The 18,204-nt window shown below is 63.7% G+C and carries 12 protein-coding genes; 7 read left to right on the forward strand and 5 right to left on the reverse strand.

Features of this window, described 5'->3' with window-relative positions:
- Window positions 1-175: 175 nt before the first annotated feature.
- On the forward strand, window positions 176-2,293 hold the full coding sequence (locus GL4_RS01055) for a GumC family protein (RefSeq protein WP_045363592.1): 2,118 nt from the start codon (window positions 176-178) through the stop codon (window positions 2,291-2,293).
- Window positions 2,294-2,338: 45 nt separating this feature from the next.
- Here GL4_RS01055 and GL4_RS01060 read toward each other — a convergent pair whose 3' ends face one another.
- Window positions 2,339-3,805 carry an undecaprenyl-phosphate glucose phosphotransferase gene (locus tag GL4_RS01060; RefSeq protein WP_052464017.1) on the reverse strand — a complete coding sequence of 489 codons (1,467 nt, stop codon included), beginning with the start codon at window positions 3,803-3,805 and terminating at the stop codon, window positions 2,339-2,341.
- A 431-nt stretch (window positions 3,806-4,236) separates the two neighbouring features.
- Between GL4_RS01060 and GL4_RS17675 the strand changes: the two genes are divergently transcribed.
- Both GL4_RS17675 and GL4_RS01070 read left to right on the forward strand, forming a co-directional pair.
- Entirely contained in the window at window positions 4,237-4,908 is a 672-nt protein-coding gene (locus GL4_RS17675) for a polysaccharide biosynthesis/export family protein (RefSeq protein ID WP_045363595.1), read from the forward strand.
- Window positions 4,909-5,028: 120 nt separating this feature from the next.
- Window positions 5,029-6,375 carry a glutamate-1-semialdehyde 2,1-aminomutase gene (locus tag GL4_RS01070; protein WP_244462657.1) on the forward strand — a complete coding sequence of 449 codons (1,347 nt, stop codon included), beginning with the start codon at window positions 5,029-5,031 and terminating at the stop codon, window positions 6,373-6,375.
- An 18-nt stretch (window positions 6,376-6,393) separates the two neighbouring features.
- Here the strand turns inward: GL4_RS01070 and GL4_RS01075 are convergent, their stop codons facing one another.
- Genes GL4_RS01075 through GL4_RS01085 form a run of 3 tightly spaced genes read right to left on the reverse strand, consistent with a single transcriptional unit; the run spans window position 6,394 to window position 11,532 of the window.
- On the reverse strand, window positions 6,394-6,843 hold the full coding sequence (locus GL4_RS01075; protein ID WP_052464018.1) for a potassium channel family protein: 450 nt from the start codon (window positions 6,841-6,843) through the stop codon (window positions 6,394-6,396).
- Between the two features lie 3 nt (window positions 6,844-6,846).
- A complete protein-coding gene (locus GL4_RS01080; protein WP_045363598.1) occupies window positions 6,847-10,041 on the reverse strand; it encodes an efflux RND transporter permease subunit in 3,195 nt (1,064 codons plus the stop codon).
- A 3-nt stretch (window positions 10,042-10,044) separates the two neighbouring features.
- Window positions 10,045-11,532: an efflux RND transporter periplasmic adaptor subunit gene (locus tag GL4_RS01085; protein WP_082025386.1), complete on the reverse strand. Its 1,488-nt coding sequence runs from the start codon at window positions 11,530-11,532 to the stop codon at window positions 10,045-10,047.
- A 229-nt stretch (window positions 11,533-11,761) separates the two neighbouring features.
- Here GL4_RS01085 and GL4_RS01090 point away from each other — a divergent pair, with 229 nt between their 5' ends.
- Entirely contained in the window at window positions 11,762-12,175 is a 414-nt protein-coding gene (locus GL4_RS01090) for a hypothetical protein (RefSeq protein WP_045363601.1), read from the forward strand.
- 29 nt (window positions 12,176-12,204) lie between these two features.
- Here GL4_RS01090 and GL4_RS01095 read toward each other — a convergent pair whose 3' ends face one another.
- Entirely contained in the window at window positions 12,205-14,451 is a 2,247-nt protein-coding gene (locus GL4_RS01095; protein ID WP_045363604.1) for a DUF6600 domain-containing protein, read from the reverse strand.
- A 251-nt stretch (window positions 14,452-14,702) separates the two neighbouring features.
- Between GL4_RS01095 and GL4_RS01100 the strand changes: the two genes are divergently transcribed.
- The 3 genes from GL4_RS01100 (at window position 14,703) to GL4_RS01110 (ending at window position 18,131) form a co-directional block, all read left to right on the forward strand.
- Window positions 14,703-15,827 carry a DegT/DnrJ/EryC1/StrS family aminotransferase gene (locus GL4_RS01100; protein ID WP_045363607.1) on the forward strand — a complete coding sequence of 375 codons (1,125 nt, stop codon included), beginning with the start codon at window positions 14,703-14,705 and terminating at the stop codon, window positions 15,825-15,827.
- A gap of 150 nt (window positions 15,828-15,977) precedes the next feature.
- Window positions 15,978-16,985 (forward strand): glycosyl hydrolase family 28-related protein, encoded by a 1,008-nt coding sequence (locus GL4_RS01105; protein ID WP_045363610.1) that lies wholly within the window; start codon window positions 15,978-15,980, stop codon window positions 16,983-16,985.
- Window positions 16,986-17,003: 18 nt separating this feature from the next.
- Window positions 17,004-18,131 carry an NAD(P)/FAD-dependent oxidoreductase gene (locus tag GL4_RS01110; RefSeq protein ID WP_045363613.1) on the forward strand — a complete coding sequence of 376 codons (1,128 nt, stop codon included), beginning with the start codon at window positions 17,004-17,006 and terminating at the stop codon, window positions 18,129-18,131.
- Window positions 18,132-18,204 lie beyond the last annotated feature (73 nt).

Here is an 18,204-nt window from a genome sequence, read left to right on the forward strand (position 1 = left end):
AGGGCTAATGGCAGGTTAACACCTTGCCAAGAATTCATCGTTCTAAAGCCCACCGTAAGTTTTATCCTAGTAGAATAATCCGATCATGACCGGGACAGGGGCCGCGCGGCGGGCTTGATGGTGTGGCCGGACGCAATAGAGCGGCAAGTTTCTCGTAGAACGGACGTGTTGACCCATGGAAACTGAGGCTACCTACGCACCGTCTCCGTCGCTTGGAGACGCCGTTGCCGTTCTGTGGCGGCGCTGGTTTCTCATTGCCATGACGACCGCGATCGCGATTGCCCTCGGCGTGGCCTACATCGTGGTCGCGCCCCGCTATTTCACGGCCAGCACCGAGATCCTTATCGATCCGCGCAAGAAGAACACCGTCGAGAACGAAGTGCTCCCCTCCGGGCTCGGAACCACGGCCAGCGACAACTTCGCCCTTGTCGACAGCCAAATGAAAGTGATCACGTCGGATGTCGTGCTGAAGCCGGTCGTGGAGAGCCAGAACCTTGCGGAGAATCCGGAGTTCAACGGCACCGAACGAGGGATCGCCGCGCGCGCGATCGGCTTCGTCTCCGAGCTTCTCGGCGGCTCGGGGGCCGGGCCCGCGGCCAGTCCCGAGGAGCTGGCGCTATGGAACCTGAGGAACGCGATCACGGTCGAACGGGACACCGAGACCTACGTGATCGTGATAACCGTGACTACGAGAAACGCTGTGAAGTCGGCGGAGATAGCGCGCGCCATCGCCGATGCCTATCTGCGCGATCAATCCGGAGAGCGGCTCGAGACCACGCAACGGGTCAGTTCCCAAATGGATGCGCAGCTCGCCACGCTTCGGGACAGGCTGCTCAAGGCGGAGGGCAAAGTCCAAAAGTTCAGGGCCGAGAACGATCTGCAGATATCCGAGAACGATGTCCTGATCGACACGCGGCAACTGGAGCAACTCAACGAGAAGCTGGCCGACGCCAAGGCGGACCTAGCCAAGACCCAGGCCAAGTACGATCAGCTGCAACGGCTCCTGAAGAGCGGCGTGGATCCCGACGCGATGGCAGAATCGATCAACTCATCGACTGTCACAGGGCTGCGCGACCAATACGCGACCGCCGCCCGCCGGGAAGCCGTCCTCAGTGCGAGCCTGCTGCCGTCCCACCCGACGATGGTACAGGCGCGGTCGGAGGTTCAGCGGCTGGCCGGTCTGATCCGGGCGGAGGTCGAGCGGATCGCCAAGGCCATCAAGCTGGAGAACGACGCGGCAAAGGAACGGCTTCGGGCGGCCGAAGCCGCGCTTGCGGCCTCCCGCAAAGACGTCAATACCAGCGACAGCGCCATTGTCGAGTTGCGCGAACTCCAGCGAGAGGCCGAGACGACCCGCGCCGTCTATGAGAGCTTCCTGTCCCGGGTCAAGCAGATGAACGAGTCCGAGAGCGTTTATACGCCCGATGCCCGGATCATTACGCCGGCCAGCATCCCGCTGAAGCCGAGTTCGCCCAAGAAGCTCCTCACACTTGCGCTCGCATCGATGGCCGGCTTCATGCTTGGGTGCGCGCTCGCGCTCGTCCGAGACTTTACCGGTCAACCCTCGACCCACACGAACACCGAATTGCTCACGCGTTCGGGCCTCACGCCATTGATTTCCATTCCGGCGCTCCGTCCCCAGCGCGGCCTGATCGGCACGGGGCGCGGCGGCCAATCCGCCCCTCCCAACCTCTATGAAATCGCGATCGAGGTCTTGGACGGGGGCGCCCGGTCGCGATATCGCTCGGCGGTGATGCAGCTACTGTCTTACATCATGGATCTTGAGGCGTCCGATCAGCCGCGCATCGTGACATTGACATCCGCGTTGCCTGGAGAGGGCAAGACCGCTCTCGCGCTTAGTCTCGGTGTTGGCGCAGCCTCGTCGGGCCTGAAGACATTACTCGTGGACGCAAGCAATTCTAATCCCGCGCTGACCAAAATGCTCGGTCAAGAGAGCACCGGCCGCAGCTACCGCGACCGCCTAGTTTCCGATGCTCAACTCGGACTCTCGTTCTTGTCGCTTCAGGATGCAGCCGGGCAGCGCTCGAGTGAGCATGTCCGCAAACGCGAGTTGGAGGAACTCGCCGGCAGGTACGACTTGACGGTTATCGATGGCGGGCTCCTGAAAGACGACACGACCATGGAGCCGTTGATCTCGATTTCCGAGGCTGTTCTGCTGGTCTCTCAGTCGAAAAAATCGTCGCCTGCGGTGGATGCCAGCGCGGCCGCCGACCTCCTGGAAATGGCGCGCGGCAGATATTGCGCGTCAGTCCTGACGATGGCGAATGCCTAGCGTGAGACGCCCACGGCGCGCAGACGTCTGATCCGCCAATCGTGTCTAGAGGGCGTTGCGGTAGGCTTTTGGCGAAACGATCGTGCGGACGAGTACGGAGAAGTCCAGCAGGAACGACCAATTGTCGATGTAGTAGAGATCGTGCTCAACGCGTCCCGCGATCTTATCGAGCGAGTCCGTCGGCCCGCGATAGCCGTTGACCTGCGCCCACCCCGTAATACCCGGCTTGATGTTGTGGCGTCTGGCATAGGACGCGACACGGAGCTCGAAATCCCGGTCGTGCGTAACCGCATGCGGACGCGGCCCGACCAGGGACATCTCCCCTCGCACCACATTGATGAGCTGGGGCAGCTCGTCGAAGTTCCAGCGGCGCAGGAACCGGCCAACGCGCGTGACCCGTGAATCGCCTTTGACGACTTGGTTGACCGCCTCGCCGTCCTCGGTGACCGACATCGTACGGAACTTGTAGATCTGGAAGGCCCGCTGATTGAAGCCCAGCCGGTGCTGGCGGAACAGGACGGGTCCCGGCGAATCGAGCTTGATCAGCACGGCGAACAGCGCGAGCAGCGGGGAAATCAGTGTCAGTACAGCGGAAGCGGCAACAAAATCGAAGGCGCGCTTGAGCCATACCTCGGCTCGCATCAGCGGCGGCCGGACAAGATTGAGCGTCGCCGCCGGACCGAGCTGGGAAATGGGCGCATCGAGAAACCGGTCGAAGACGGCTTCCGGTCCCAGGCGGACCTTTGCCGGTGTCGTCATGAGCATGTCGGCGCAAATATTGATGGTGTTGTTGCTCGACCAGGGCAGCAGAACCACGACCTCGTCCACGCCGGAGTCGCGGATTCGCGCAATGGCATGCCGGACGCTCTCCCGCAGCAAGACGCGGCCCGCCGTCGTCTCCTCAAGCGCACGCTCCGGCCAGGAAATGATGTCGCTGACGACGAGCCCGAAATCGGATGGCTTGTGCTTGGCCAGGAACTCCTCGACCTTCTCGGCCGTCCCGAGCAGCAGTACCCGATGTGCTGCGAGCGCGCCCGAACTATAGCCCTCCCGAACGAGACGCTTCCATGTGGTCTGCCACAACAGCAGGACCGGGAAGCCCAGGACATAGAAGAGGAGGATGGCGCCGCGGGAATAGTCCGCGGAGACCTTCATCAAAAAGGCGAAGGCGATAACGAGCAGAAGGGTCGCGGTCCAAAGCTGGAACTCGGCGCGCACCGTGCTGCCCGGACGGCGCGAACGGACCGCGAATGACTTTCTCAGGAGCAGCCTCAGTGCCGCAACACCGATACCGAGATGGAAGTAGGCCTCGATCGGACCGGCCTGGCCGTAGACGACCCAGTGATACGTGATCCCGAAAAAGACCGCGAGACCGACAATGACCAACGCGTCCGCAAGGGGCCATGACGACCGCAGGGCGCGCCCAAAGAAGAGTGGCAGACGATACGGCGGCCGCGCCGCCGGCGATGCAACGTGCGGCGTATCAAGTTTGGTGATCGATATATCGGTCATGGGCGCGAAATGGGTAGGGAACCTTTGTGGGCCGCCATCAGTTGGGCTCTTGCGGGGTACTGTGCAAGTCGCGCGCCGTTCCGGACGGTATGGACGGGTGGCGCGACACCCCGCGCTCCCGGCGTAAGTCCATCGGAAATAAAGCGTTTATCGGTGTACGCTGGCGGCACGGCTCGATCGGCCTGCGACATTTAATCTTCGTAATGTCCGGATCGAGGCGCCCCGCATGCCACTCCAGGTGCATTTTTGTACGATCCTACAACCCAGCGACGCCTGGTTGCCGCGTGCCGATTTGGTGCAACTGCCGCATCGAAAGGGGGACGTGCCCAGCCTGGGACATCCGCTCAGCATTTATTAACCATGCCGGGGGTAGGTTCGGGACGTATCGACGCCTGTTTGGGCGTCGTTCGACGACGTCCTGGAGCCGCTTGATGACCACGTGCCGTATCACGGTCAGTGCCAAAATCCTCACCCTCTTGCTCGTGGTTCTCGCGAGCGGCCTGTCGGGGTGCAAAGGCGGCGCCATCCCAGGGCTGAGGACGCCGGATCTCGCTCTTTCCACGCCCGCGCCCCTGCCCGGCCCCGGCCGGCTGTTCCCGCCCGGCGCAGGCCGCGCCCCGCCCGGCGTTCCCGTCGTGCCCCACGCCAACTACACGCTGGATGCAGGCGACCGCGTCCGCATCATCGTGTTCGGGCAGCAGAACCTCTCGAACGTCTACACGGTCTCGGCCTCCGGCAGCGTCGCCGTGCCCCTGATCGGACAGGTTCGCGCGCGGGGCCTCACCGCCGACGAACTCGCGCGCCAAGTGGCCAGCCGCCTGCGCAGCCAATACATCAAGGACCCCAAGGTCACCGCCGAGGTCATCACCTACCGGCCCTTCTACATCCTCGGGCAGGTCACGCGGCCGGGCCAATATCCGTTCGCCCAGGGCCTCACCGTCGAGAACGCCGTCGCCATCGCCGAAGGCTACACGCCGCGCGCCAAGCAGCGCTTCGTCCGCCTCACGCGCAAATTCGACGGCGTCATGTCCACCGTCATGGTGCCCACCGACTATCCCGTCCAGCCAGGCGACACTATTTACGTCCTCCAACGCGTGTTTTAAGCGGATTCGGACTGCCGTGTCTCAGCCCGGCAGGGTAACGAAAGCTAGAGCATTCGCAGGTAGGTTTCGCCGGCGCGGCACCCGTCTCGTCCGCGTTGGCAACTCTGTGCGGAGGAGTGTGTGTCCAAGCCGAACAAGCCAGTCCAGCCACTCGACCCGATGCGCTTCGACCGCTCCAATGCGCTGAATGCGCGGCTCCGCCATCTCATTCCCGGCGGGAGCCACACCTATGCCAAGGGCGAGGATCAGTTTCCGGAGCATATGGCGCCGGTGATCGTCCGCGGATCCGGGTCGCATGTGTGGGACGCCGACGGCAACGAGTTCATCGAGTACGGCTCCGGCTTGCGCGCCGTGACCCTCGGCCATGGCTATCCCGCCGTGATCTCCGCCGCTCGGGAACAGTTGCCGCTCGGATCCAATTTCATTCGCCCGGCCGAGATCGAGTTGCAGTGCGCCGAGCAGTTTCTGCGGCTTATTCGCACGGCCGATATGGTGAAGTTCTGCAAGGACGGCTCCCACGCTGTGAGCGGCGCCGTCCGACTGGCCCGCGCGGTGACGGGGCGGAAGCTTGTCGCCATTTGCGGCGACCAGCCGTTCTTCTCGACGGACGACTGGTTCATTGGAACCACGCCCCTGCATAACGGCATTCCGAGCGAGACGCGAGCGCTCGTCCGCAAGTTTCACTACAACGACCTGGAAAGCCTTTCGGCCCTGTTCGACGCCTACCCGGACCAGATCGCGGCAGTGATTCTCGAAGCGGAGAAGGAAACACCGCCGACGGAGGAATTCCTGCCGGGCATCCGCGCCTTATGCGACCGTCACGGCGCCGTACTCGTGCTCGACGAGATGATCACCGGGTTCCGCTGGGACAATGGCGGGGCACAAGCCTTCCACAAAATTCAACCGGACTTGTCCTGCTTCGGCAAAGGTCTCGGCAACGGCTTCTCCGTATCCGCTCTGGCGGGAAAGCGCGAGTTGATGCGCCGCGGCGGCATCGACCACGACCTGGAACGGGTTTTCCTGCTGTCGACCACCCATGGCGGCGAAACCCATGCGCTCGCCGCCGCGATGGCCACCATGCGCACCTTCGAGACCGAGCCTGTCGTCGAAACGCTTTGGGCGCGCGGCGCGCGGCTCAAAGAGGGATTGCAACAAGCGGCCGCGGCACACGGGCTATCCGAGCAGGTGCCTATTCTTGGTCGACCCTGCTGCTTGGTCTTTGGGTCGCGGGATCGGGACGGGCAGCCTTCGCAACTGTTCCGGACGCTGATGCTTCAGGAGTTGCTCAAGCGTGGCATCCTCGCCTCCTCACTCGTGGTGAACTATTCACACACCGAAGCGGATATCGACCGAACCGTCGAGGCGTTCGACGAGGCCTTCGTGACCTACCGTCGCGCACTAGAAGACGGGATCGAGCGCCATCTTGCCGGACGACCGGTCAAGCCCGTGTTCCGGCCTTATGCCTGACGCCGCTTCCGGCCCGCATCAATCGTGACGGGTCCTTTTGCGGCGATGCTGCGCGCGATTCTCGAATGTCCACTGCACGCCGACGAACACCAGCGCCGTGGACCAGCCGAACATCAGCAGGCCGTTGGCGGCTTCGAACGAAGATAGCAGCCGCCATTTATCCTCAAGCACAATGTCTCCGAAGCCAAGCGTGGTGAACGTTACGGTCGAAAAGTAGAGCGCGGTCTCGAAGGAATCGAAGGCGTCAAGGGAGATGTAGAGCGCCGCCCACACCCACACCTCGGTGATCGTGGCGAGAAATAGCCACAGGACGAATGCCGCCAGCCGCAGCGTCGACCAGATCAGCGCTGGCTCATTGTGCCGGTCGGCGTAGTCGCGCATGTATTCCACGCCCACCATGGTGAACACGCCCTGGATGATCGTCGTAATGACGATCATGGCGGCGCCGATGATGATTTCGAAGTGCATGGCTTAGGTCTGCTGCGGCGCCGGGTCTTGCGTGGATCCAGTTTCGCCAGGCGTACCGGATCCTTCGGATGGTGTCGGGGCGTCGCCGCTCTTCTTCTTGTTCTTCACCGATTCCCGCAAGCGCTGGAACTCGACATAGAGGAACGGGATGAAACTGACGCCGATGATCGTCGCGAACAGCATGCCGCCAAAGACCGTCACGCCGACCGAGACACGCGACGCGGCGCCGGCGCCGGTCGCCAAGACAAGCGGCAGCACACCCAGGATAAAAGACAGAGCCGTCATAAGAACGGCGCGGAACCGCAAGGATGCAGCTTCCTCCGCCGCCTGCACGATCGGTTCGCCCGCCTCGCGTTTCTCCTTGGCGAACTCGACGATCAGAATTGCGTTCTTGGCCGCGAGACCGACAAGCAGGATTAGACCGACTTGACCATAAGTGTTGAGCGCGATGCCGGTGAGGCGCAGAGCCAGGAGCGCACCCAAGACCGCGAAGACGACCGTGAGCATGACCGCCATGGGAATGGTCCAGCTCTCGTACTGCGCGACCAGGAAGAGGTAGGCGAAGATGATCGAGAGCAGGAACACGGCATTGCCGGCCGCCCCCGCCTTGACTTCTTCGTAGGACATGCCCGTCCACTCATAAGTGTAGCCTTCCGGCAGATTCTCTGCGGCCAGCGTATCCATGGCGTCGAGCGCCTGCCCCGAACTGTAGCCGGCCGCCGCGTTGCCGTTGATGGTGGCGGAGTTGAACATGTTGTAGCGCTGGATGGTGTCGGGTCCGAGCGAGGGCTCCAGGGTCACCAGCGAGCGGACGGGGACCATCGCGTTGTTGGTCGACTTTACGTAGAGGTCTCCAACGTCGGTCGGTTTCTCACGCTTGTCCGCCTCCGCCTGGAGGTAAACTTGGTAGACACGGCCAAACTTGTTGAAGTCGTTGACGTAGTACGTACCGATATTCGCGTTGAGCACGGTGAAGAGGTCTTCCGCGCTGACACCTTTGGTCTCGGCCAGCTTGCGATTGAGATCGACGAAGTATTGCGGCGAATTCGCCGTGAACGTGCTGAAGACGCCGGTGAGCGTGGGATCGCCATTGGCGGTGTAGATGAAGCCATTGAGCACCGAGGCCAAATCCCCCACCGGACGGTTCTGGGTATCCTGCAGTACGAACTCGAAGCCGCCCGTGTTGCCGAGCCCGGGAATTGCCGGCGGCACAAAGGGTATGATCGTCGCCTGCGGTATGGCGGCGAACTGCGGACCAATGGATTCCATGATCCCGCGCAGACTGAGTTCCTTCGTCGTCCGCTCGTCCCACGGCTTTAGAACCGCGATCAGGAACGCGGCATTCGGCATCACGGTGCTCTGCAGGATCGAATACCCACCGACAGAGATGATGTTTTCAACGCCGGGGTTGTCCTCGAGAATCTTCTCGACCTGCTTCATGACTTGGGCCGTCCGCGGCAGGGCGGCGCCGTCGGGAAGGCTCACGTTGACATAGACCGTACCCTGATCTTCTTGCGGAATGAACCCGGTTGCCGTGGTCATGCCGAGGAAGGCGGTCGCACCGATCATGCCGGCAATGATCACCAGCCCGAGGATCGTTCTGCGGATCAGATGGCGGACGATTGAGTTGTAGCCATTACGTGATTTTTCCAGTCCCTTCTCGAACCAGGCCAGCGGCCCCCAAGTCGCTTTCTTGGGCTCCCTCAGAACGGCAGCACAGAGCGCAGGGCTGAGCGTGAGGGCATTGATCGACGACAACAGCACCGAGATCGAGATCGTCGCGGCGAACTGGACGAACAGCCGGCCCGTAATGCCCGGCGTGAAGGCGGACGGAACAAACACGGCGAGCAGGACGAGTGTGGTGGCGATGACCGGAGCCGTGACTTCCCGCATGGCGACCTTCGTCGCCTCTCGCGGTTCGAGTCCGTCGGCGATATGCCGCTGCACGTTTTCGACCACGACGATGGCGTCGTCCACCACGAGGCCGATGGCGAGCACGAGGCCGAACAGGCTGATCGTGTTGATGGTGAAGCCCATTGCCAGCAGGAACGCCAGCGTTCCGATCAGCGAGACGGGGATGGCGATGGCCGGAATGAGCGTCGAGCGCCAGTCCTGCAAGAAAATGAAGACCACACAGATCACCAGGGCCAGGGCCTGGAACAGCGTTACGACGACCTCCTTGATCGACGCCGTCACGAAGAGCGTGGTGTCGTAGGTAACCTGGTAGGCGACATCGTCGGGAAAGCGCTGCGCCAAGACTTCCATCTCGGCCCTGATCTGATCGGCCACGTTGAGCGCATTGGCGTCGGAGAGCTGATACACCGCGAGGAGTGCGGCTGGCTTTCCGTTCAGTTCGCCGAACCAGCCGTAGTTCTGCGCCCCGAGCTCTACCCGGGCGACATCCTTGAGCGTGACCACGGTGCCGTCCGGCTTGGCCACGAGGATGATGTCCTCGAACTCCGAAACCGTGTCGAGACGCCCCTGGGCGGTAAGCGTGTACTGGAACTGCTGCGTCTGCGAGGTCGGCGCCGCGCCGAGCGAACCGGGCGCCGCCTGAATATTCTGCTGGCGAATTGCCGAGATGACGTCGGTTGCCGTCAGCCCCAGGCTCGTCATCCGGTCGGGCTGCAGCCAGACGCGCATGCTGTAGTCGCGCGCGCCGAGATTGCTGACCTGCGCGACGCCGGGCGTCCGTGCCAGCGTATCGAGCACATTGATGCTCGCGTAGTTTGACAGGAAGATGCTGTCGTAGGTGCCCTTCGGAGAATAGATCGACACCACCATGAGCATCGTGGTGGACGTCTTCTGCGTCGTAACGCCCTGGCGCTGCACTTCCTCGGGGAGCTGCGGCAAAGCCTGGGCGACACGGTTTTGGACGTTGACCTGGTTGATGTCACCGTCCGTATCGATCCCGAACGTCACCGTGAGGGTGTAGCTGCCGTCGTTGGTGCTCTGGGATGACATATAGCTCATCCCTTCGACGCCGTTGACCTGCTCCTCGATGACGGCGGCCACGGATTCGGCCACCACACTCGCGTTGGCGCCCGGATAGCTTGCGGTCACCTGCACCTGGGGCGGCGAAATCTCGGGGAACTGCGCGACGGGCAGCACCATGAGCGCCAGCACGCCGACAAGCGTGGTCACAATAGCGATGACGAATGCGAACTTGGGACGGTCTATGAAGAAGGCGCTGAGCACGGTCTACTGCTTCGCCTCCGTATTCGTGTCCGTCGTTTCGTCCTTTCCGGCGTCGGACGATGAAGCGGGCGCGGCATCCTTGTCTGCGGCATCCGCCTCGCTCGCTTTGCCATCCGTATCGCCACTCGGCTTCTCGGACGGCTTTGAAGATGTGTCCGGCTGGGCGGCCTCGCTCTTTGTGTCCTCGGTCTTTGTGTCCTTGGCTTTGGCGTCTTTGGTCTCTGCGGATTTGCCGCCCCCGGTCGCAGCGGAACCCGACTCCGCGGACGCACCCTGGTCGTCAGACGCCTGACCGCCGCTACTGTCATCGGAGCCAGCGGCGGCCGGCTCGCTTTCGACATTCTGAGCGGTCCCGGACGGGTTCTGATAGGTCACCTTGACCTTGGCCCCCGGCCTGACTTTCTGAATACCGTCAACGACGATCGTCTGACCTGGAACCAGCCCTTCCGTCACGACAATCCCCGTGCCCACGCGCTGACCGGTCTTGATGGCGCGGGACTGCACTTGATCGTTGCTGTCGACGACAAGGACAAACGGCCCGGACTGATTCTGCTGAACGGCGGCTTGCGGAACAACGACCTGTTTTTCGGGTTTGGCGTCCGTCAAAAGGACGGTGACGTATTGCCCCGGCAGCAGCAGGCGATCAGGATTCGGGAACTTCAGACGGATGGCGATGGTGCCTGTCGTCGGGTCGACCTCGTTGTTGACCACATAGACGCGTCCCGTGTGGGGATAGAGCTTGCCGTTCGCCAGACGAATCCGCGGGGTGAAATCTTTCGCAGTCCCCGCTTCCTTCGCTTCCACGTAGTTCAAGTAGACGCGTTCACCGACCGAGAAGTCCACCTCGATCGGATCCAGCGCAACCACCGTGACGAGCACGCCGCTTTCCGGCCCGATGATGTTGCCCACGTCCACCGCCGAAATGCCGGCCCGGCCATTGAGGGGCGAGGTGATTGTCGCATAGCCGAGATTGAGCTTGGCGTTGGCGACGTCGGCCTTGCCGGCACTGACTTCCGCATCCGCCTGCTTGGCCTGGGACAATGCAATGTCGTATTGCGCCTCGCTTACGCCGGGGCTGTTCTTGTCGACCAAGGCCTGATAGCGCGCGAGGGTGAGGTTCTTCTCGTCGGAACTGGCTTGCGCCTTGGCCAGGGTCGCCTTGGCCGAAAGGAGATCCGCTTCGAATTGCGACGGATCGATCTTGTAGAGAACCGCGCCTTCCTTGACCTCGCGCCCTTCCTCGAAGGGGCGCTCCAGCAGCGTGCCCTTGACGCGCGCTTGGATATCGACGCTTTGAGAGGAGCGGGTTTGGCCGACGAACGTGGTCTCGTCGCTAACCTCTTTCTCCGTGACGACCTCTGCCACGACGCCCGGAAGAGGTTGGTTGGTTTTCGCAGCCTCTTTGCCGTCGGAGCAGGCACTCACGAAAAGAGGCAGCGCAAGAACCAGCAGCGCCTTGATCACCCCCGCAACACGACCCCACTGACCCATTCGACCCCTCTTGCGCAGCTTGACCTAATCCGTGTGACGCGATGCTACCCCACTCGGATCGGGAGACAAAACATGACCTACCGCAATCCACTTGCCGCCGCGACCCATGATGTTGTGGAAACTTGCACAGAGCGGTCATAAGGCGGACATTCGGCTCGCCGATCCAAATCGTGACATACATCGAACCAGAGCCGGTCCGAACAAGGCTCTATCCAGGGAGAACAACCTCATGGCGACCATTCGCCGGATGCGTTCCTACTTCAGCCTCCTCCCCGCCATGGCCGCCTTCGTCTTGCTCGGCGCGCTGCCGGCTCAGGCTGAGCGCCGCGACGGCGTCAATGGCTGCTTCATTGAGGAAGTGGAGACCGACGCAGGCAAGGTCTGGCGGCATAAGCTCGACGTGCAGGTACCGAAGGACGGCTATTGCCGCCTCTACATCGTCGACGACAAGGACAAGAAAAGCTGGCGCTATTGCTCGTTGAAACGGGCGGCGGAGAACCCCGTCTCCGACGTTTGCGACGATCCTGTCGATGACCCGGATTTCGACTATTGGAAAGCGAAGGCCGTGTGCGGGGGTATGAACCTTATGGCGACCTGCCGCCGGGAGAAGCCCTTGCAGCCCGGTCAGTTCTCAGGCGACTGACACCATAGCCGTCGCGGCTAGGGTTTCCGCTACCCGTTCTTCGACTTCTTGCCTTTTGACTTCCTGTTTTTCGGCGCCTGCCCCCGCGGCCGTTTGGCCTGGGCGTTCTTTGCGGCAGGTCTTCCTGCCTGCGGTCTCTGCCGCTGCGGCCTCTGGGCCTGAGGCTTCTTGGCTTGAGGCTTTTTGGCTTGAGGCTTTTTGGCCTGAGGCTTTTTGGGCGCTGATCGCGTCGCTTGGGGTCTCGGGGCCTGCGGCCGCTTAGCTTGAGGCTTCTTGGGAGGGGATTTCCGCGCCTGCGGCATCGGCCCCCGCGGCTTGTTGAGGGCGGCATTCGGCCTCGCCGGAGGCCGTTTCGCTTGCGGCCTCGGGGCCGGGGGCCGGTTGGCGTGGGCCTGCTTTGCCGAGGGCTTGCGGGCGTCAGGCCTCTTTGCCGGCGGCCGTTGCGCCTGTGGTTTCCGTCCCTGCGGCCTGGCGGCGGCATTCGGCCTCGCCGGAGGCCGTTTCGCTTGCGGCCTCGGGGCCGGGGGCCGGTTGGCGTGGGCCTGCTTTGCCGAGGGCTTGCGGGCGTCAGGCCTCTTTGCCGGCGGCCGTTGCGCCTGTGGTTTCCGTCCCTGCGGCCTGGCGGCGGCATTCGGCCTCGCCGGAGGCCGTTTCGCCTGCGGCCTCGGTGCCGGCGACCGATTGGCGTGCGCCTGCTTCGCCGAGGGCTTGTTGGCCTCCGGCTTCGGGCCGGGCTGCTTCTTGCTCTGGGGGCCCGCGCCGCGACCGCCTGCGCCATCCGGTCTATTGGCTGCCGCCCCGCGGCCCTGCGGGGGTCCGCTCGGTCGATTCCGGGCATCAGGCTGCCGGTCGGGGCCGCGTCGGGCCTGCGATCCGTTCGCGCCATCGGGCTTGCGGTTGGCATAGCGCCCGTCGGCAGGCCGGTTCTGTGTGCCGCGCGTACGGCCGGTTCCATGGCCCTCGCCGGGGCCGCGCCCGGGACCGCGATTGGCCTGCCGCGGCGGTCCATTCTTCTGTGCCTTCGCATCCTTGGGCGGCTGCGAATGCTTCGGCTTCGACCTGGCGCTGGCCGGTTTCGGGGCGCCCTGTTTGGGCTTGCTGCCCTGGTGCGGCCGCGCGGCCGGAGGCCGGCGGCGCGCCTCCTCGAGCTCTTTCCTCTGGACGTAGGACGGCTTGACCGCCGCGGCCCGCTCGAACGGCGTCAGCCGTGGTTGAGCCGGGGCCACATAGCGGGGCGCGTTGCCGCGGGCAGACGCCCTTCCGCGCCCCTGATTGACGCCGACCTTCCGGCGCGTGGACTTCTGCGCGACCTTTTTCGGCGGACGACGCGGCCCGGCATTCTTCTTCACCTGGGGCGCATAGACATACAGGTCCCGGTTGCCCCGGCTATAGGCACGGCCTCTGTAAGAGTGAGGCCGGTGAGCGGCCCGGTGGACGCGATGCGTGTCGAGGTGTCTGCGCGTGACCCTGGACCAATGCGCACGGGGGAAGCCCTCGTTGTAGATGGCGCCGTTCCGGTAATGCGGCCGGTACACGGTCTTCGTCGAATTGAACACCAACGAGATGCTCGTGCGCGGAACCGCATAGCTTCGAACCGCCGGCGATACGAGGTAGCGGGGTCGGACGAACGTCCAGGCATCGGCGACGGGCGCGTAGGTGCGCGGCGCGTAACGCCCCGGTGCGCCGTAGCCGTAGCCGTAATCGTCGTAGCCGTCGTAGCTCTCGATGGAGAACCCGAAGCCGCCGGAAGACAGACCGAGCCCGAAATAGGACAGTCCGTCGTTGTAGCCGTAGTCTCGGTAGCCGCCATAAGAACCGCCGTAACCGCCGTAGCCCACAGGCGTTACCGGGGCCTCGGGCGCCCAGCCGACATAGTCGTCGCTATAGCGCCACTGCACCCAGGCCGGAGACCATGTATCGCCGGGAACCCAGTACCAGCCGTACTCGGCATCGTAGCCCCAGCGCCCGTAGTGATAGACGGCCCAGGCAAACGGCTCGGGCGAGTCCCAATACCAGCCGTATTCGTCGGTGTAGACCCAATTGCCCACGGTGTAGGGGCGCCAGCCCTGCTGAACAGCGTTGGGGTACCAAACATAGCCAAAGCGCTCGTCGGACACCCAATCGCCATACGGCGCAAGGGCATCGTAAAACTCGTCGATCTGGAAATCGGCGGCGGCGTAAGGGGCAGGGCCGCCCGCGTGCGCCTTGCCCGAAACCAGCGTGCCGCCGGCGATCGAGGCGATCGCCATCACGCAAACCATGAGCAAGCGGTTCATTAAGACCTCCACGGTCCCACCGCTCGGCTCGGGAGACCATCCTGGGGCACAAGGTGGAGGTCCCGACCTGAACCCAGTCTGAACACGAAAAGCGCGGCCATCCAAAGAGACCATGCAGCTCGAAGGCGGCGCGCTGCGTCGTGTTGATGCGTCCCCTTGCCGTTGCCTCCCGACTTGGATAGGGAAAGCGCGGCCCAGACGCTCGACCTCGAGAGCCGGGAACCGCAGCACAGAGATGAGAAGGAAGATCGATGTCGGGCGTCCCCTTTGTCGACTTGAAGACACAATATGCGCGGCTGAAGCCGCAGATCGCAGAAGCGATCCAGGATGTTCTCGACGACGGCCGCTATATCCTCGGCCCCGCGGTCACGAAGCTCGAAAGCGAGCTTGCTGAATACTGCGGCGTCCGCCATGCGATCTCGTGCTCAAGCGGCACCGACGCGATCATCATGCCACTGATCGCCTACGGCATCGGACCGGGCGACGCGGTGTTCGTGCCGTCCTTCACCTTCACAGCCAGCGCGGAAGCGATCATCCTTGTCGGCGCCTCGCCCGTGTTCGTCGATGTCGAGGAAGACAGTTTCAATCTCGACCTTGCGGATCTGGACGCAAAGATCGCCGCGACCCGCGCGGGCGGCAAGTTGAACCCGAAGGCGATCCTCGCGGTGGATCTGTTCGGCTTGCCCGCGGATTGGGACGAACTCAATACGTTAGCTGATCGGGAGGAGCTGCACCTGATTTCCGACGCGGCGCAGTCGTTCGGTGGCGTCTATGACGGCAAGCGCGTCGGTTCGCTCGCGCATGTGAGCTGCACCAGCTTTTTCCCCGCCAAGCCGCTGGGATGCTACGGCGACGGCGGCGCGATCTTTACCGACGACGACGAACTTGCAGAACTCTTGATGTCGATCCGCGTGCACGGCCAGGGCGCCGACCGCTACGAGATCGCCCGTATAGGCATCAACGGCCGCCTCGACAGCATTCAGGCGGCGATCCTCTCGGTGAAGCTGCAGATCCTCGACGACGAGCTTGCGGCCCGCGATCACCTCGCGTCCGTCTACGACGAGGAGCTCAAGGACGCGGTGACGGTCCCGAAGCGCATCCCGGGACGGCAGTCGGCCTGGGCGCAATACACCATCAAGACGGACCGGCGCGCCGACATCCAGGCGGCGCTGAACGAAGCGGGAATCCCGTCGGCAATCTACTATCCGAAGCCGATGCACCTTCAGGCGCCCTACCTGCCCTATGGCGGCGGCGAGGGCTCTCTGCCGATCAGTGAGACCATCTGCCATCAGGTGATGAGCCTGCCGATGCATCCCTACCTGCCCGACGACGACGCGCGGCGTGTCGCCGAGGTGATTCGAAAGGCTGTGGCTTAGCGGTAAAGGGCCGCGACGCGCCGGTGGCGCTGTACGGGACGCGGGGCTCAAGTTGGGGAACCATCCCCAAGGCAGCGTTGTTCATGTCATATTCAGGGTCGGCCGTGTTAAATGCCGATTGGTGAACAAGAGGGAACACCAAGAGCAATTTTGACCTATCTTCTTCGGATAAGCGCCCTTCTGATTTTCTCCCTGGCCGTCCTGCCGCTCGGCCAGGCTGAAGCCGCCCCTTTCAAGGGCTGCAATGCCCGCCCCACGTCCAAGCTGACGGTCAACGTCAAGTCCATGGGCGCGAAGGGCAACGGCAGCGCGGACGACACGAAGGCCATCCAGCGCGCGATCAACAAAGTCGCCGGCACAGGCGGGACCGTCTATCTTCCGCCCGGCACCTATCGGGTTCAGACCAAAAGCAAGAGCCGGCTGACGTTGAAGAGCAACATGACCTTCAAGATGCACCCGCAGGCAACCTTGAGAATGTTTCCGACCGACAAGCCGCACTACACGGTCCTCCGGATTTCCGACGTTCAAGATGTGACTGTGACTGGGGGCACGATTGTCGGCGACCGCCGGACGCATAAAGGCAAGGGCGGCGAGTGGGGCATGGGTATCTTCATCATGGAAGGATCGGAGCGCATCACGATCTCGAATGTGCGCGCACGCGAATTTTGGGGCGACGGCTTCCACATCTCCGATGCACAGGACGTGGCGCTTTGCGGCGTCCGGGCCGAACGCAACCGGCGGCAGGGTCTTTCCATCATCCACGGCAACCGCATTCTGGTGACGAGGTCGATGTTCCGGGACACCCAAGGCACGCGCCCCGCCGCTGGGATCGATCTGGAGCCCGACAACCCCAAACAGACGATCACCAACGTTCGCATCGAGCGCTCGAAGTTCATCAACAACGAGGGCGGCGGCATTATCATTGCCGGAAAGAAGGCGCGTATCTCGCGCATCCAGATCCAGAACAACGAGTTCGATGGCGCCCGTCCCCTGTTGATCGAGTATGCGCCCCGCCTCGCCGAGAGCCACATCTGCAGCAACAGCTACAAGCCGTTCCGGCGCATCGACATGAAGATGTTCGAGAAGGTGTCGCGGCCGAAGCACACGATCGGGATGCAGAAACCCTGCAACGGCGCGGCCCAGAAGCCGCTCTGGTAGAGTCACCCCGCGGGAGCCATGGACGCCCCTCTGGACAAAGTGGACACAACGGTCGTCGGCGCAGGGGTGGTCGGGCTCGCGATTGCGCGGGCGCTCGCGCAGGCCGGGCGCGAGGTCCTGGTCCTGGAGCGCGGATCCGGCATCGGCCAGGAGACATCCTCGCGCAACAGCGAGGTCATCCACGCGGGGCTCTACTACCCCACAGACAGCCTGCGCGCCAAATTCTGCGTCGAAGGTCGCCGCGCCCTTTATCACTACTGCGAGGAGCGCGGCGTTCCCTACAGCCGTTGCGGCAAACTCGTCGTGGCGGCGAACGACGAAGAGGTCACCGCGCTTGAGGCGCTCCACCGGCGCGCGCTCGCCAACGGGGTCGAGGACGTCGAGCTGATCGACAGATCGCGCCTGGAAGACTTGGAGCCCTCCCTCACCGGGACGCGGGCGCTTCACTCCGGGTCGACGGGCATCGTCGACGGGCACGCCCTCATGTTGGCCTACCAAGGTGACGCCGAGAGCGCCGGTGCGCTGGTGCAATGCGGCGCGCCGGTCGTCGGTGGCACGTTAGGTGGCGGCGCATCTGACGGCGGCGCAATCCGGCTTCGGATCGGGGGCGCCGATCCCACCGAGATCGAGACGAGCCTTCTCGTCAACGCCGCGGGGCTCGGGGCGTGGGACCTCTCGCGGACCCTCGCGGGGCTCGACCCCTCCACCATCCCACCCCGCCACCTCGCCAAGGGCTGCTACTTCTCTCTGACCGGGCGGGCGCCCTTCCGGCACCTGATCTACCCCGTTCCCCCCGAGGGCGGGCTGGGCACGCACCTCACGTTCGACCTCGGCGGACAGGTGCGCTTCGGCCCCGATGTGGAGTGGGTCGATGAGGTCGACTACCGCGTCGATCCGGGCCGCGGCGCCGCCTTCTACGCCGCCATCCGCCGCTACTGGCCGGGCCTCCCCGACGGCTCGCTGGAGCCCGACTACGCCGGCATCCGCCCCCGCACCTACGGCCCGGGGGAGCCCGCGGCGGACTTCGTCATCCAGGGGCCGCGCGAGACGGGGCACCGCGGCTACGTCGCCCTCTACGGCATCGACTCCCCGGGGCTGACGTCGTCGCTCGCGATCGGGGACTACGTCGCCCGCCTCGTGATCTAGCCGCGAAAATCTGGCTGGTGATGCGCAGAGCCGGCCACTTCAAAGACCATGAACCTTGCCCGCACTGGACCGT

This window comes from Methyloceanibacter caenitepidi (assembly GCF_000828475.1).
Taxonomy (GTDB): Bacteria; Pseudomonadota; Alphaproteobacteria; order Rhizobiales; family Methyloligellaceae; genus Methyloceanibacter; species Methyloceanibacter caenitepidi.